Source organism: Pseudomonas sp. BS3767 (assembly GCF_900099665.1).
Taxonomy (GTDB): domain Bacteria; phylum Pseudomonadota; class Gammaproteobacteria; order Pseudomonadales; family Pseudomonadaceae; genus Aquipseudomonas; species Aquipseudomonas cerasi.
Genome location: NZ_FNCX01000008.1, coordinates 296,130 through 310,474, shown reverse-complemented (window position 1 = coordinate 310,474; position 14,345 = coordinate 296,130). Strand labels below are relative to the sequence as shown.

The 14,345-nt window shown below is 57.9% G+C and carries 16 protein-coding genes; 8 read left to right on the top strand and 8 right to left on the bottom strand.

What is annotated here, in order from left to right:
* Nucleotides 1-227 precede the first annotated feature (227 nt).
* On the bottom strand, nucleotides 228-1,439 hold the full coding sequence (gene tyrS, locus BLR16_RS22085) for a tyrosine--tRNA ligase (RefSeq protein WP_074807412.1): 1,212 nt from the start codon (nucleotides 1,437-1,439) through the stop codon (nucleotides 228-230).
* 201 nt (nucleotides 1,440-1,640) lie between these two features.
* Between tyrS and BLR16_RS22080 the strand changes: the two genes are divergently transcribed.
* Both BLR16_RS22080 and BLR16_RS22075 read left to right on the top strand, forming a co-directional pair.
* Complete coding sequence (locus tag BLR16_RS22080) at nucleotides 1,641-3,065, top strand: peptidoglycan DD-metalloendopeptidase family protein (protein ID WP_003433174.1); 1,425 nt, start codon at nucleotides 1,641-1,643, stop codon at nucleotides 3,063-3,065.
* Nucleotides 3,066-3,068: 3 nt separating this feature from the next.
* Nucleotides 3,069-4,163 (top strand): anhydro-N-acetylmuramic acid kinase, encoded by a 1,095-nt coding sequence (locus tag BLR16_RS22075; protein WP_074807409.1) that lies wholly within the window; start codon nucleotides 3,069-3,071, stop codon nucleotides 4,161-4,163.
* Between the two features lie 62 nt (nucleotides 4,164-4,225).
* On the opposite strand, the gene erpA is transcribed toward BLR16_RS22075, so the two are convergent.
* Both erpA and argC read right to left on the bottom strand, forming a co-directional pair.
* Nucleotides 4,226-4,576 carry an iron-sulfur cluster insertion protein ErpA gene (erpA, locus tag BLR16_RS22070; protein WP_002551953.1) on the bottom strand — a complete coding sequence of 117 codons (351 nt, stop codon included), beginning with the start codon at nucleotides 4,574-4,576 and terminating at the stop codon, nucleotides 4,226-4,228.
* 99 nt (nucleotides 4,577-4,675) lie between these two features.
* On the bottom strand, nucleotides 4,676-5,710 hold the full coding sequence (gene argC, locus BLR16_RS22065; protein WP_003433179.1) for an N-acetyl-gamma-glutamyl-phosphate reductase: 1,035 nt from the start codon (nucleotides 5,708-5,710) through the stop codon (nucleotides 4,676-4,678).
* Between the two features lie 133 nt (nucleotides 5,711-5,843).
* On the opposite strand from argC, the gene hemJ reads away from it, so the two are divergent.
* The 5 genes from hemJ (at nucleotide 5,844) to coq7 (ending at nucleotide 9,330) form a co-directional block, all read left to right on the top strand.
* Complete coding sequence (gene hemJ / locus BLR16_RS22060; protein WP_003316309.1) at nucleotides 5,844-6,272, top strand: protoporphyrinogen oxidase HemJ; 429 nt, start codon at nucleotides 5,844-5,846, stop codon at nucleotides 6,270-6,272.
* Nucleotides 6,273-6,370: 98 nt separating this feature from the next.
* Complete coding sequence (locus BLR16_RS22055) at nucleotides 6,371-7,285, top strand: DUF805 domain-containing protein (protein WP_058416467.1); 915 nt, start codon at nucleotides 6,371-6,373, stop codon at nucleotides 7,283-7,285.
* A gap of 57 nt (nucleotides 7,286-7,342) precedes the next feature.
* The gene (locus BLR16_RS22050; RefSeq protein WP_003372679.1) at nucleotides 7,343-8,119 is read left to right on the top strand and encodes an SDR family NAD(P)-dependent oxidoreductase; all 777 of its coding nucleotides are present in this window, start codon (nucleotides 7,343-7,345) and stop codon (nucleotides 8,117-8,119) included.
* 103 nt (nucleotides 8,120-8,222) lie between these two features.
* On the top strand, nucleotides 8,223-8,561 hold the full coding sequence (locus tag BLR16_RS22045; RefSeq protein ID WP_003316306.1) for a histidine triad nucleotide-binding protein: 339 nt from the start codon (nucleotides 8,223-8,225) through the stop codon (nucleotides 8,559-8,561).
* A 121-nt stretch (nucleotides 8,562-8,682) separates the two neighbouring features.
* A complete protein-coding gene (coq7, locus tag BLR16_RS22040) occupies nucleotides 8,683-9,330 on the top strand; it encodes a 2-polyprenyl-3-methyl-6-methoxy-1,4-benzoquinone monooxygenase (RefSeq protein ID WP_003433185.1) in 648 nt (215 codons plus the stop codon).
* 69 nt (nucleotides 9,331-9,399) lie between these two features.
* On the opposite strand, the gene speD is transcribed toward coq7, so the two are convergent.
* Together speD and BLR16_RS22030 are read right to left on the bottom strand one after the other, a co-directional pair.
* Nucleotides 9,400-10,194 (bottom strand): adenosylmethionine decarboxylase, encoded by a 795-nt coding sequence (gene speD, locus BLR16_RS22035; protein WP_003316303.1) that lies wholly within the window; start codon nucleotides 10,192-10,194, stop codon nucleotides 9,400-9,402.
* Between the two features lie 242 nt (nucleotides 10,195-10,436).
* Nucleotides 10,437-10,859 carry an OsmC family protein gene (locus BLR16_RS22030; RefSeq protein WP_003372688.1) on the bottom strand — a complete coding sequence of 141 codons (423 nt, stop codon included), beginning with the start codon at nucleotides 10,857-10,859 and terminating at the stop codon, nucleotides 10,437-10,439.
* A 202-nt stretch (nucleotides 10,860-11,061) separates the two neighbouring features.
* On the opposite strand from BLR16_RS22030, the gene crp reads away from it, so the two are divergent.
* Entirely contained in the window at nucleotides 11,062-11,706 is a 645-nt protein-coding gene (crp, locus tag BLR16_RS22025) for a cAMP-activated global transcriptional regulator CRP (RefSeq protein ID WP_003433187.1), read from the top strand.
* A gap of 11 nt (nucleotides 11,707-11,717) precedes the next feature.
* Here the strand turns inward: crp and BLR16_RS22020 are convergent, their stop codons facing one another.
* Genes BLR16_RS22020 through trpD form a run of 3 tightly spaced genes read right to left on the bottom strand, consistent with a single transcriptional unit; the run spans nucleotide 11,718 to nucleotide 14,330 of the window.
* On the bottom strand, nucleotides 11,718-12,413 hold the full coding sequence (locus tag BLR16_RS22020; RefSeq protein ID WP_003372692.1) for a lipoate--protein ligase family protein: 696 nt from the start codon (nucleotides 12,411-12,413) through the stop codon (nucleotides 11,718-11,720).
* 34 nt (nucleotides 12,414-12,447) lie between these two features.
* Complete coding sequence (trpC, locus tag BLR16_RS22015) at nucleotides 12,448-13,284, bottom strand: indole-3-glycerol phosphate synthase TrpC (protein WP_003372693.1); 837 nt, start codon at nucleotides 13,282-13,284, stop codon at nucleotides 12,448-12,450.
* The gene (gene trpD, locus BLR16_RS22010) at nucleotides 13,281-14,330 is read right to left on the bottom strand and encodes an anthranilate phosphoribosyltransferase (RefSeq protein WP_003372695.1); all 1,050 of its coding nucleotides are present in this window, start codon (nucleotides 14,328-14,330) and stop codon (nucleotides 13,281-13,283) included. Before trpD ends, trpC begins: the two co-directional genes overlap by 4 nt.
* Between the last annotated feature and the right edge of the window lie 15 nt (nucleotides 14,331-14,345).

Sequence of the window (14,345 nt, the reverse complement as noted above, 5' to 3'; positions counted from 1 at the left end):
TGCGATCAACTCTGGAGTTGCTCATCAGCGGGAGGCGAATTCTACAGCGTTACAACCGCGTGTCAAACTCTTTTTTCTCACCGCTGTCGATCAATCCAGACCCGACCTCCTTCCTCGCTGACTCTTCACTCTAAAACCTTGCAAACTATTGATCTACAAGGCTTTTTCGTTTCCGTCTGCGCCGGAAGTGGGGCGAATTATAGACACATCACAGAGGGCGTCAACCGTTATTTTGAACTTTCTTCGGAAACCAGCGTAACGCGTCCGAAAGCCTTCTTGCCGGCCTGACAAACATGGGTAGCCCCCAGCTTGAATACAAAGCCGCGATCCACGACCTCACCATCTATACGTACACCACCAGAAGCCAGCAGATCACGAGCGACTGCTGCGTTCTTTACCAGGCCTGCTTTATTAAGGACCGCAGAGATCGGCATGTCCTCGGCAGCAGCCACCGATATCTCAGGCAGATCATCCGGCAGCTCGCCTTCCTTCATACGGTTGCCCGCAGAACGATGCGCATTGGCCGCAGCTTCCTCGCCATGAAAACGAGCGACCAGCTCTTCGGCCAGCTTGATCTTGATATCGCGAGGGTTTGCACCCGCTTCGCAATCAGCCTTCAAGCTATTGATCTCTTCCATCGAGCGGAAGCTCAGCAGCTCAAAGTAGCGCCACATCAGGGAATCAGGAATCGACACGAGCTTGCTGTACATAATGCCCGGTGCTTCTTGAATGCCGACGTAGTTGCCCAGCGACTTGGACATCTTCTTCACGCCATCCAAGCCTTCCAACAGCGGCATGGTCAGGATGCATTGCGGCTCCTGCCCATAAGCGCGCTGAAGCTCGCGCCCCATCAGCAGATTGAATTTCTGATCGGTGCCACCCAACTCTACGTCGGCCTTCAAGGCCACGGAGTCATAGCCCTGCACCAGCGGGTATAGGAATTCGTGAATGGCGATGGACTGATTGCTTTTATAGCGCTTGTCGAAATCGTCGCGCTCAAGCATCCGTGCGACCGTGTACTGCGAAGACAAGCGAATGAAGTCAGCCGGACTCAGCTGGTCCATCCAGGTCGAGTTGAACGCGACTTCGGTTTTGGCCGGATCGAGAATCTTGAAGACCTGAGACTTGTAGGTTTCGGCATAGTCGAGAACCTGCTCCCGGGTGAGCGGCGGACGCGTAGCGCTTTTACCGCTCGGGTCGCCGATCATGCCGGTGAAATCACCGATCAGGAAGATGATCTGATGCCCCAGATCCTGGAACTGCCGCAGCTTGTTAATAAGCACAGTATGTCCAAGGTGCAGATCGGGTGCCGTCGGATCAAAACCAGCCTTGATACGCAGTGGCTGGCCACGCTTCAGCTTCTCGACCAGCTCGGCCTCGACCAGGAGTTCATCTGCACCGCGCTTTATCAGCGCCAGCTGCTCTTCAACCGACTTCATTTCAGTCCCCAATTCAAAGGGAACCAACCTTACAAGATCAGAGCCCAATTACAAGTTTTGCCCAGCGTTTGCCTGCGAATCAGTCACTGATACGCGGGAAGGGTTGCTTCGAGCAGGTTTTGGTTATATTTTATACAGTTATTTCATCTTCATCATGTCATTCATCTTTTCCATTTCACCTTTTTCAAAGTCAAATTACCTATGAAAGACACACCGCCTAAAGCGCCCCCGCTTTATCCGAAGAGTCACCTGCTCGCTGCAAGCGGCATCGCCGCATTGTTGAGCCTGGCTCTCCTGGTTTTTCCATCCAGCGAAGTCGAAGCCAAACGAACGAACATTCCCCTCGATCTGGAAGCACCGGATCAGGACGTACAAGATCAAGACGCTCAACAAGCCACTCAAGCCACACCTGAAACTACCGAATCGCCATTTGCCCAGATCGACACTGCCGACGATCAGGCTCAAGACACCGCCAACGCACAGCCTCAGGCAGAGAAACCCGCGCCAGCCGCTGCGAAGGATTCTGCGCACAAGGAAGTCACCGTCAGCAAAGGCGACACGCTGTCGACCCTGTTTGAAAAGGTCGGATTGCCCGCCGCCACTGTTCACGAAGTACTGGCCAGCGACAAGCAGGCCAAGCAGTTCAGCAAGCTGCAGAACGGACAGACGCTGCAGTTCGAGCTGACGCCGGATGGCCAGCTCAAGCAATTGCACACAAAGCTCAGCGAAGTCGAGTCCATCAGCCTGTCGAAGACGGCAACGGGCTACGCGTTCAATCGCGAAATCAGCAAGCCCAACGTGCGTAACGTCTACGTCCACGGGGTGATCAACAGCTCCCTGTCGCAGTCCGCGCAACGTGCCGGCCTGACTCATAGCATGACGATGGACATGGCCAACATCTTCGGCTACGACATCGACTTCGCGCAGGACATCCGCAAGGGCGATGAATTCGATGTGGTATACGAACAGAAAGTGGTCAACGGCAAGAGCGTAGGTACGGGGAATATCCTGTCCGCCCGCTTCACTAACCGGGGCAAGACCTACACCGCCGTTCGTTACACTAATAAGCAAGGTAATACCAATTACTACACGGCTGATGGCAACAGCATGCGCAAGGCCTTCATCCGTACCCCGGTAGACTTCGCCCGCATCAGTTCGATGTTCTCGATGGGCCGCAAGCACCCGATCCTCAACAAGATCCGCGCCCATAAAGGCGTCGATTACGCAGCGCCACGCGGTACGCCGATCAAGGCAACCGGCGATGGCAAGGTGCTGCTCGCCGGCCGCCGTGGCGGATACGGCAATACCGTTATCATTCAGCACGGTGACACCTACCGCACGCTGTACGGCCACATGCAGGGCTTCGCCAAAGGCATACAGACCGGCGGCACTGTCAAGCAAGGTCAGGTTATCGGCTATATTGGAACTACCGGCCTGTCCACAGGCCCACACTTGCACTATGAGTTTCAGGTCAATGGCGTTCACGTAGATCCACTGGGCCAGAAGCTCCCAATGGCGGACCCGATCGCCAAATCCGAAAAACAGCGGTTCATGCAGCAAAGCCAGCCGTTGATGGCACGCATGGACCAGGAAAAAGCCACCACGCTGGCCTCGAATAAAAGGTAATCCATGGACTTCTTCTATATAGGTGTGATGTCCGGCAGCAGTCTCGATGGGATTGATATCGCCCTTTTGAAGCAGGATGACCGATCAAGGCTTCTGGCCACTCACTACATCCCCATGCCGGAAGACCTGCATGCCGAGCTGCTGGGGCTTTGCTCCAGCGGCGCTGATGAGCTTGCGCGTGCTGCAATTGCAGAGCAAAAGTGGTGCAGGCTGGTCGCACAGGGCGTGCATACCTTGCTAAAAGATCAAAACATGGTGCCCGCTCAGATTCGCGCCATCGGCAGCCACGGCCAGACTATTCGCCATGAGCCCGCGCGCGGCTACAGCATTCAGATCGGCAACCCTGCGCTGCTGGCAGAGCTGACTGAAATTACCGTGGTCAGCGACTTCCGCCGCCGCGATATCGCAGCAGGCGGCCAGGGCGCCCCTCTGGTACCGGCTTTCCACGAAGCGCTGTTCGACGACAACAAGGATCATCGCGCCGTATTGAACATCGGCGGGTTCAGTAACCTGAGCCTGATCGAGTCCGATCGCCCGGTCGAAGGCTTCGACTGCGGACCCGGTAACGTCCTGCTCGATGCGTGGATACAATCACAGCGCCACGAGAGCTACGACAAGGATGGCGCGTGGTCGGCGAGCGGCAAGGTTGATTCTCCGCTGCTCAAGAAACTGCTCAGCGATCAGTTTTTCCTGACCAAGGGCCCCAAGAGTACAGGCCGGGAAGTATTCAACCTGGGCTGGGTTCACCACCATCTGTTCCAGTTGCCAACCCTGGCGCCCGAGGATGTGCAGGCCACTCTGCTGGAACTGACGGCGTTGACGATCACCGAATCCCTGCAATCGGCGCAAGCGATTACCCGGGAGCTTCTGGTCTGTGGGGGCGGTGCGCATAACAAGGCGCTGATGAAACGCCTCGCAGAACTGCTGCCCGGCACCGAGGTCAGCAGTACCGAGAAGTTCGGCGTAGACCCTGACTGGGTTGAGGCGATGGCGTTTGCCTGGCTGGCTCATTGTTGCCTCGAAGGCGTTCCGGCCAACCGTCCGACGGTGACCGGCGCCAAAGGCAGACGCGTTCTGGGCGCCATCTACCCCGCCTGACGCGATGCCACAATGCAAAACGCCGCTCAATGAGCGGCGTTTTTGTTTACAGCAAGCTTCAATCAGATCGAAAACGAAGAGCCACAACCACAGGTCGTGGAGGCATTCGGGTTCTTGATCACGAAGCGCGACCCTTCAAGCCCTTCCTGATAATCGACTTCTGCGCCGGCCAGGTACTGAAAGCTCATTGGATCGACAACCAGGCTTACGCCCTCGCGCTCGACGATGGTGTCATCGTCTGCCACATCTTCATCGAAAGTAAAACCGTACTGAAAACCTGAGCAACCGCCACCTGTAACGAATACACGCAGTTTGAGACGATCATTGCCCTCTTCGTCGACCAGGGTTTTCACCTTGTGCGCTGCATTTGGAGTGAACTCCAAAGCGGTAGGCGTGAAGGATTCGACACTCATGTCAGATATCTCCCGGCGTTAGCCGTCGTAATGCGTAATGACGGCATTATCCGCTTCTCCTAGAAAATCGGTCAACTATTTGCTGGACGGCGGCAGTCCTTACGGCATCATGCCCGCATGAGACAACCCGGCGCGCTCATCAAGGCCGAACAGGATGTTCATGTTCTGCACTGCCTGACCGGACGCACCTTTGACCAGGTTATCGATCACCGAAAGCACGACGACCAGATCGCCGCCCTGCGGACGATGCACCGCGATGCGGCACACGTTGGCGCCACGCACACTGCGGGTTTCGGGATGACTGCCTGCTGGCATCACATCCACGAATGGCTCATCGGCGTAGCGCTTCTCGAACAGTGCCTGCAGGTCCACCGAGCGATCAGTGACCGTTGCATAGAGCGTTGAGTGAATGCCGCGAATCATCGGCACCAGATGTGGCACGAACGTCAGGCCGATATCCCCACCCGCAGCGCGACGCAGCCCCTGGGTAATTTCAGGCAGGTGACGGTGGCCCTTCACGGCGTAGGCCTTGAAGCTTTCATTGGCTTCCGAGTACAGCGAACCGATGTTCAGACCACGGCCCGCACCGCTCACGCCGGATTTGCAGTCGGCAATCAGACGAGTGTTATCGGCAATACCGGCTTCAAGCAGCGGCAGGAAACCCAACTGGGTAGCGGTCGGATAGCAACCCGGTACGGCGATGAGTCGCGCGTTCCTGATCTGTTCGCGATTGACTTCCGGCAGCCCGTACACCGCGTCTTCCAACAGTTGCGGAGCACCATGAGGCTGGCCGTACCACTTGGCCCACTCGACCGGGTCCTGCAGACGGAAGTCGGCAGACAGGTCGATCACCTTGGTGCCTGCCGCGAGCAGTTCACCGGCCAGGGCATGAGCGACACCGTGGGGCGTGGCGAAGAACACAACGTCACAGGCACCCAGGGTTTTCACGTCAGGCACGCTGAACGCAAGGCCGTCATAGTGCCCGCGCAGGTTCGGATACATCTCGGCGACTGGCATGCCGGCCTCCGAGCGCGAGGTAATGACCACTACTTCTGCCTGCGGATGCTGTGCCAACAGACGCAGCAGCTCGACCCCGGTGTAACCCGTGCCGCCGACGATACCGACCTTGACCATAACCTGCCCTCAACGAAACAACTGGAAAGCGGTCGATAATAGGAGCCTATCGCCTCTGCGACAACCGACAACGTGACGTATGGGCGCACAAGACACTACTATTCGGCCACCGTGAACCTGGGAATAATCAAAAATGCTCTATCTATGGATAAAGGCGCTTCATGTCATTTCAATGGTCTGCTGGTTTGCAGCCCTGTTCTATCTGCCAAGACTATTCGTCTATCACTCGATGAGTGAGGACACAGTGAGCCGCGAGCGTTTCATCGTCATGGAGCGCAAGCTGTACCGTGGCATCATGACCCCGGCAATGATCGCAACCCTGGTCTTCGGCGGCTGGCTGATCAGCTTCGACCCCAGCGGTTATTTCAGTCAGGGCTGGATGCACGCCAAGCTCGCACTGGTTGTCCTGCTGATCGGCTATCACCACGTCTGCGGCGCACAGATGAAACGCTTTGCCCGTGGTGAAAATGGCCGCAGCCATGTGTTTTATCGCTGGTTCAATGAAATCCCGGTACTGATTCTGATCGCCATCGTCATTCTGGTTATCGTCAAACCCTTCTGATTCCAGGAGTCACCCGGCCTCATCAGTAACGCGACAGGGCGCCCTATCTCAGACAGGCGCCCGGCATTGTTTTCCATTTAAAGACAAGGAAGCCCCGTATGGCCGATTCACACTTCAAGATCGTATTTGAAGGGCAGGTGCGTGAAGGCGTCGAGCTCGACACCGCAAAGGCCAACCTGGCGGGGCTGTTCAAAAGCGAACCGTCTGCAGTGCAGAAACTGTTCAGTGGTCAACCCGTTGCGCTCAAGCGCGGGCTTGCTTACGAGGACGCGGAACGCTACCTGAAGGCGCTGAACGATGCAGGCGTCGAAGCGCGTATCGAACCCGACATTGAAATCAGCCTGAGTCTGGATGAAGTGGTCAGCCAGCCCTCCCCCAAACCCGCGCATCTGGACATATCACCCTACGCACCGCCCAAGGCACAGGTTGGCGCTGATCAGCCCGGCCATTCGACGCTGAAGGTGCTGAGTATCAACGGGCGTATCGGGCGCTTGCGCTATCTGGCGTGGAGCATGGTCTTGAGCGCCGCGACGCTGGTGCTGGTAGGTGTTTGCCTGCTGGTCATGAACGGTTCGCTGGTCGCCGGTGGCCTGCTGATGGCGGTGGTGCTCGTCGTGTTCGCGGTCATCGGCGCACAGATCGGCGTTCAGCGGCTGCACGATCTGGGTTGGTCAGGCTGGCTTCTGCTGCTGACCATGGTGCCGTTCGTAGGCAGCGTCTTCCCGTTCCTGATGATCCTGCTGCCCGGAACAAAAGGTCCCAACGCTTTCGGCCCACCGCCGCCACCGAACTCCAGAGGTGTGAAGACACTGGCGATTCTGTGGGTGTTACTCATCCCCATAGTCGTGATGGTGCTCACCGCTGGCGGCGCAGGCATGCTGCGCGATGAGCTGGAATTGCAGACCGATGAATACGAGCAATCCCTCCCCTATGACGACGAAGAAAGCCGTGACAGTGCCTTGACCGCGCCAGCGGATGTCAACATAGAGCCCGAAGAACAAAGCGACAAGTAATAGACTGCCCCACGGTTCGGCAGACTGCCGGTCGCAACACGCTCAATGGAGAACTGCATGACCCGTTACGCCCTGATCACCGGCGCGTCCAGCGGCATAGGCCTGGCGATGGCCGAAGCGCTGGCACGTCGCGGTCGCAACCTGATCCTGGTCGCCCGCCAGCGCGACCTGCTGGAAACAATTGCACTGGAGTTGACTCAGCGTTTTGGCGTGGAAGTGCTGTTTCGGGCATGCGATCTGGGCGAGCCACTGAGGCTCTCGGGCTTTCTGCTGGAGCTGGAAGACGGTGCCCACCAGATCGATCTGCTGGTCAACGCTGCGGGCATTGGCACATGCGGACCTTTTCTGGCTCAGGACTGGAGCGCCGAGCAGGACCTGATCGATCTGAACATCCTGGCCCTGACGCGCCTGTGCCACACGGTCGGCAACCTGATGGCCATTCAGGGCGGCGGCCAGATACTCAACATCGCCTCGGTGGCGGCGTTTCAGCCTGGGCCATGGATGAGCACTTACTACGCGAGCAAGGCGTATGTGCTGCATTTTTCCGAAGGGCTGCGCGAGGAAGTGAAGAAGGCCGGGGTGAAGGTCTCGGTGCTGTGCCCCGGTCCGACCAGGACGGCTTTTTTTCGCACCGCACAGTTGCAGGTCAATGTGGATAACCTGATGAGCCCGGAAGAAGTGGCGCTGTATACCGTTCGCGCGCTGGCAAAAAACCGTGCGGTGATCACGCCCGGCTTCGGTAACCGGTTGTGGACGCTCGGCCCGCGCCTGGTTTCACGCTGGCTGGCTCGCCAGATCAGCGGCTATATCAACAAGAAATACTGCCCGCGCTGAGCGACAAACGGCTGGGCGAGCCGCGTCCCGCTCAGTACACTCGGACGCGCTGAAGCACAGCGATACCCTGTGACGACCATCAACCGACAAGGAGCAAACGGCTGTGGACACTTTGTTTACCAAGATCATCAATCGGGAAATCCCGGCGAAGATCATCTATGAGGATGATCAGGTACTGGCCTTTCACGACATCGCCCCACAGGCACCCGTGCATTTTCTGGTTATCCCGAAAAAGCCTATCCGCACCCTGAACGATCTGACCGAGGAAGACAAAGGCCTGGCCGGGCATATTCTGTTCACGGCGCAGCGTCTGGCCCTCGAACTGGGCTGCGAAGAAGGCTTCCGCGTGGTGATGAACTGCAATGAGCTGGGCGGGCAGACCGTCTACCACATTCACATGCACGTACTCGGTCAGCGTCAGATGAACTGGCCACCGGGCTGAGCCAGCGTTTTCGGGCTTTCCGGCCGACCAGCGCGTGGGATCAGCGCTGGTCGGACCACACAAGCCCTGCCCGCTCCGGCCGATTGGGGTAAACTGCCCGCATGATCTTCCGGAGGTGCCCATGGCTACCGAACGTCAATACTCCCCCCTCGACCGTCTGTTACTGCAAGCCGACAGCGCGATGCGCACCTTGCTGCCGTCCAGCGCGCACTCGCAGCGCCCTTCCCCAGCCGTCGTTCAGCCCGAACACAAGATGAGCGAAGTCGACACGCGCCACGTCGCGGGTCTGATGCGCATCAACCATACCGGCGAAGTCTGCGCCCAGGCGCTTTATCAGGGCCAGGCGCTGACGGCAAAGCTGCCCAAGGTGCGCAAGGCGATGGAGCATGCGGCTGAAGAAGAAATCGATCATCTGGTCTGGTGCGAACAGCGCATCCATCAGCTTGGCAGCCATACCAGTGTGCTGAACCCGCTGTTCTACAGCCTGTCCTTCGGGATGGGCGCAATAGCCGGTGTTATCAGCGACCGGGTCAGCCTGGGTTTTGTCGCGGCGACTGAAGATCAGGTCTGCAAGCACCTGGCTGAACATCTGGAGCAACTGCCGACCGAGGACGGAAAGTCCCGGGCTATCCTGCAACAGATGCTCAGTGATGAAGAACACCACGCTGAATCCGCACTGGAGGCAGGCGGTTTTCGTTTCCCGGCACCGGTCAAGTTCGGCATGAGTGTGCTGGCCAAGGTCATGACCAAGTCGACTTATCGCATCTGACGAGGCGTATACAACGCCCATAAAAAAGGCGCCTGAATCAGGCGCCTTTTTAATGTCCGGAATCCGGGCTTATACGGCGACGTTGCGGCCGTAGAAGATTTCCAGCATTTCGTGTTTGACCTTGGCGGTCACTTGCTCGCGCTGCTCGGGAGACAAGTTGCTGGTGGCATCGCCAAACAGGTAGTTGTCCAGTTCGAACTGCTTGAGCAGCATCTTGGTGTGGAACAGGTTTTCCTGATACACGTTCACGTCGGTCATCTGGTAACCGTTGCGCGTGTCTTCGGAGAGGTAGTTCTGGATCGAGTTGATCTCGTGGTCGATGAAGTGCTTCTTGCCTTCCACGTCACGGGTAAAGCCGCGCACGCGATAGTCGACCGTCACGATATCCGACTCGAATTTATGGATCAGGTAGTTCAACGCCTTGAGCGGTGAAATAACGCCACAGGTCGACACATCGATATCCACGCGGAACGTGGCAATACCGTCAACCGGGTGAATTTCCGGGTAGGTGTGGACCGTGATATGGCTCTTGTCCAGGTGCGCCAGGATGGTTTCCGGCAGTGGACCTGGCGACTCTTCGATCTGGCTTTCGGTAGGCGTCACCGGCTGCTCAGAGATCAGAATGGTCACACTGGCACCTTGTGGATCGTAATCCTGACGCGCAATGTTCAGGATGTTGGCACCAATGATATCGACAACATCAGTCAGAATCCGCGTCAGGCGTTCTGCGTCGTACACACTGTTGATGTACTCGACATACGCCTGCTGGTCCTGCGGGGTTTCCGCATAGCAGATGTCATAAATGTTGAAGCTCAAGGTCTTTGTCAGGTTATTGAACCCGTGGAGCTTGAGTTTGCTTTTCACCGTTAAAAACTCTCTATATGGGTGCGGCGCCAGCCGCGTGATCAAGCATGCCCGTCAGGTGAGCCCGGCTCATCTGCGTAGGACGGTTAACACCTCTTCGCGTTGGCGATTTTGGTTGTCTGTTCGGACCGGCAGCAGAAAACCAATACATGCTGCGCCCGTAAAAAGTGGCGCATTATGCAGACGTCCGAAGCCGTCTGCCAGAGTGTGCGCCGTTTTTATGATCGTTGGATGTCTGGCGTTCAGCCCAGTTCGACAATTTCATAATCGTGAGTGATCTTCACACCCGCGTTGCCGAGCATGATCGAGGCAGAGCAATACTTCTCTGCGGACAGTTCGATCGCGCGCTTGACCTGCGCTTCTTTCAACCCGCGCCCTTTGACGACAAAGTGCAGGTGGATTTTGGTGAACACTTTCGGGTCTTCATCCGCACGCTCGGCATCCAGAAACGCCTCGCAGCTTTCCACGGGTTGGCGCGACTTCTTCAAAATGCTCACAACATCGAAGTTGCTGCAGCCACCCAGACCGATCAAGACCATTTCCATCGGGCGTACACCCAGGTTGCGACCGCCGCTTTCCGGCGGACCATCCATTACCACCACATGACCGCTGCCGGACTCGCCGAGGAACATGGCTTCGCCAGCCCATTGGATGCGTGCCTTCATCGCCAAGACTCCACTGTAAAAAAAGGGGTCGCCAGCTTAGCACAGGGCCAAAAGCTGCCCGGAAGAAATGCTTTTTGTAGGAAACGCGTAGGAATGTTCGCAAATAGCTTCCTACACGTCTGGAAAAGCTGGCGAGAATAAAGGCGCAGCCGATACCTATAGGTATGCCATTTGGCCATACACCTTATTTCGGAAGTCTCGCATGGTCGCAATAACTTTTACGCCCAAAGCAAACAGTCTGGACAAGCTGCTGCCCCATGCAGAACGCCGCCGCTGCCCCGCGAAAACCAACATCATCAATGCCGGTGAGCGCTCCGAGTCGTTGTTTCTGATCCTCAAGGGTTCAGTCACGGTTCTGATCGAGGATGACGAGCGCCGGGAGATGATCGTCGCCTACCTCAACAGCGGGGATTTCTTCGGCGAACTGGGCCTGTTCGAGCAACCGGGCAAGGAATCCGTACGCAGCGCCTGGGTGCGGGCCAAGACAGAGTGCGAAGTGGCCGAGATTTCATATGACACGTTCCGCGAGCTGACCAGGCAAGAGCCGGAAATTCTGTATGCGCTCGGCAGCCAGATGGCCGAGCGCCTACGCAACACAACGCGCAAGGTGGGTGATCTGGCGTTTCTCGATGTCACCGGACGAGTGGCTCGCACGTTGCTCGAGCTGTGCAAGCAGCCGGATGCAATGACTCACCCGGACGGCATGCAAATCAAGATTACCCGACAGGAAATCGGACGCATTGTCGGCTGTTCGAGGGAAATGGTCGGACGTGTGCTCAAGGCCCTTGAAGAACAGCGCTTGGTCAACGTCAAAGGAAAGACCATGGTGGTCTACGGGACACGCTGAGCCCTTGCTATTCAGAGCCCGGCGAGCAGTTTCCGGTAAGCCTGCGCCAGACGCTCCAGGACATCAGCGCCCGGAAACGCTTCGTACAAGGCGATGTGGCTTTCGGCCTGAACACGCGGCTCAAGCTCGCACAGCTCGTTGAAGCGGTTTACCGCAGCGGCCATCTGGACGCGCTCGTTATCCAGCAACAGCGCACCATGCGCCAGCACTACAGGACGCGTTCCGCCCTGGCTCTGACGCCAGCGCTGAGCCGTTCCAACCATCTTGCGACCATCGAGATTGACATTGAAACGGCCATCGCAGAATGCGCCTGCCACCTCACCCAGTGAAGCCTTGCCGCCAAGCTCGCTCAACAGATCGAGAATCGGCTGACACAATCGCAGGTAGGCGGTTTCTATGCGGTCGCGATCGACATCAGTGTGCGGCTGCGCATAGACCAGCGCGATGTTCAGCGTGGCAGAGGACTGTGGCACTGGCTCGCCGCCGGTTTCACGCAAGAGGATGGGCCATGCATTGTCCGACAGGGTCTCGCTGGCCTCGGCAAAACCCGGTAACCGGCTCATCCGCCGTGGCATGACCAGCGCTCGATCATTGGGCCGCCAGAACAGCAGCCCGTGATCTGCCGCCCCGGAGCATACCGACGCCAGAAGATCCTGCTCGGCCTGCAGGCCTTGTTCGACACAAATGTCGATGATCGCGTCTTGCATGCCGGACCTCGGGAGGGTGTTCAGCTCAATGCGCTCAGTCGATGGACGAAGCGCTTACCGCGATTTTGCGCTCAGGGAAGAACAACCGCTGCAGCTCGGCGCCAGGGTGTTCGGCACGCATGAAGGCCTCCCCCACCAGAAACGAATAGACATCGCTGATTTCCATCAGCTCGACATCCGCACGATTGAGAATGCCGCTTTCAGTGATGACGAGACGATCACGCGGAATACGCGGCAGCAAGTCCAGCGTGGTTTCCAGGCTCACTTCAAACGTGTGAAGGTTGCGATTGTTGATGCCCACCAGCGGTGTATCGAGCGTCTTGAGTGCACGGTCCAGCTCGTTGCCGTCGTGCACCTCGACCAGCACATCCAGATTCAGGCTCTTGGCAACGGCAGCCAGTTCAGCCATTTGCGCGTCTTCCAGTGCCGACACGATCAGCAGAATGCAGTCAGCGCCCAATGCACGTGCTTCGACCACCTGATAAGGGTCGATCATGAAATCCTTGCGGATCACCGGCAGGTTGCACGCTGCACGGGCCTCCTGCAAATAGGCATCGGCGCCCTGAAAGAAATCCACGTCGGTGAGCACTGACAGACAGGTCGCGCCACCGGCCTGATAACTTCTGGCGATCTCGCCCGGCAGGAAGTGTTCGCGGATGACGCCCTTGCTTGGCGAGGCCTTCTTGATCTCGGCGATAACGGCAGGCTGCTTTGCCTTGGCCTGAGTGATCAATGCCTTGGCAAAGCCACGTGGCGCGTCGGCCCGGGCTGCCTGTTGTTCAAGCTCGGCCAGGCTCACAATCGCACGACGAGCCGCGACTTCCTCGGCCTTTCGGGCGAGGATCTTTTCCAGTACGGTTGGCACACTCATGCTTCGTTCTCCTGCTTGAATACCGCCGTGAAGGCACCCAGCTCTTCCAGTTTTTCCCGCGCCAGGCCAGTGTGCAGCGCATCGTGTGCCAGGGCCACGCCCTCTTTCAGGCTGGTGGCGTGGTCTGCAGCATAAAGCGCGGCGCCGGCATTGAGCACGATCATTTCCGCAGCTTTCTGACCGTTCTCGGTCTTGCGACGTCCCAGCGCATCGCGAATCAGCTCCAGCGACGCCGCCGGGCTTTCCACGGCAAGGCCGTACAGGCTCTGGCTTTTGATGCCGAGGTCTTCGGGCTGTACCCAGTATTCAGTGACTTCGCCGTTTTTCAGCTCGGCCACGAAGGTCGGTGCGGCCAGACTGAATTCGTCCAGGCCGTCCTGCGAATGGACCACCAGCACATGCTTGCTGCCCAGACGCAGCAGCACCTCGGCCAGCGGGCGGCACAGCGCCTGGTTGAACACGCCGACGATCTGGTGACGAACACCCGCCGGATTGGTCAGCGGGCCAAGCATATTGAACAGTGTGCGCAGGCCCAGCTCGCGGCGCGGCCCGGCCGTGTGCTTCATGGCCGTGTGATGAGACTGGGCGAACATGAAGCCGATACCCACGCTGTCGATGCAACGCGCCACCTGAACAGGCGTGAGGTTCAGATAAACCCCGGCAGCCTCAAGCAGATCGGCACTGCCGCTTTTGCCCGAGACAGCACGATTACCGTGCTTGGCCACGGTGCAACCGGCGGCTGCGATGACGAAGGCAGAAGCCGTCGACACGTTGAAGATGTTCGCGCCGTCGCCGCCCGTCCCCACGATGTCGACCACGCCATCCAGCGTTTTCAGTTCGACCTTGCCGGCCAGCTCGCGCATCACCGAAACCGCACCAACGATTTCATCGATGGTTTCGCTCTTCATGCGCATGCCCATCAGAAACGCACCGATCTGCGCTTCAGTGCATTGGCCGGTCATGATTTCGCGCATGACATCGCTCATCTCTTCAGTGGTCAGGTCCAGTTGGTTGACCACGCGATTCAGCGCGCTTTTGATATTCATGGGGGTACTCATAAA

Excerpts from the sequence above, each read along its gene's own strand:
- tyrS (WP_074807412.1), bottom strand. The coding sequence starts at position 1,439 with ATGAAGTCGGTTGAAGAGCAGCTGGCGCTGATAAAGCGCGGTGCAGAT.
- BLR16_RS22080 (WP_003433174.1), top strand. The coding sequence starts at position 1,641 with ATGAAAGACACACCGCCTAAAGCGCCCCCGCTTTATCCGAAGAGTCAC.
- BLR16_RS22075 (WP_074807409.1), top strand. The coding sequence starts at position 3,069 with ATGGACTTCTTCTATATAGGTGTGATGTCCGGCAGCAGTCTCGATGGG.
- erpA (WP_002551953.1), bottom strand. The coding sequence starts at position 4,576 with ATGAGTGTCGAATCCTTCACGCCTACCGCTTTGGAGTTCACTCCAAAT.
- argC (WP_003433179.1), bottom strand. The coding sequence starts at position 5,710 with ATGGTCAAGGTCGGTATCGTCGGCGGCACGGGTTACACCGGGGTCGAG.
- hemJ (WP_003316309.1), top strand. The coding sequence starts at position 5,844 with ATGCTCTATCTATGGATAAAGGCGCTTCATGTCATTTCAATGGTCTGC.
- BLR16_RS22055 (WP_058416467.1), top strand. The coding sequence starts at position 6,371 with ATGGCCGATTCACACTTCAAGATCGTATTTGAAGGGCAGGTGCGTGAA.
- BLR16_RS22050 (WP_003372679.1), top strand. The coding sequence starts at position 7,343 with ATGACCCGTTACGCCCTGATCACCGGCGCGTCCAGCGGCATAGGCCTG.
- coq7 (WP_003433185.1), top strand. The coding sequence starts at position 8,683 with ATGGCTACCGAACGTCAATACTCCCCCCTCGACCGTCTGTTACTGCAA.
- BLR16_RS22030 (WP_003372688.1), bottom strand. The coding sequence starts at position 10,859 with ATGAAGGCACGCATCCAATGGGCTGGCGAAGCCATGTTCCTCGGCGAG.
- crp (WP_003433187.1), top strand. The coding sequence starts at position 11,062 with ATGGTCGCAATAACTTTTACGCCCAAAGCAAACAGTCTGGACAAGCTG.
- BLR16_RS22020 (WP_003372692.1), bottom strand. The coding sequence starts at position 12,413 with ATGCAAGACGCGATCATCGACATTTGTGTCGAACAAGGCCTGCAGGCC.
- trpC (WP_003372693.1), bottom strand. The coding sequence starts at position 13,284 with ATGAGTGTGCCAACCGTACTGGAAAAGATCCTCGCCCGAAAGGCCGAG.
- trpD (WP_003372695.1), bottom strand. The coding sequence starts at position 14,330 with ATGAATATCAAAAGCGCGCTGAATCGCGTGGTCAACCAACTGGACCTG.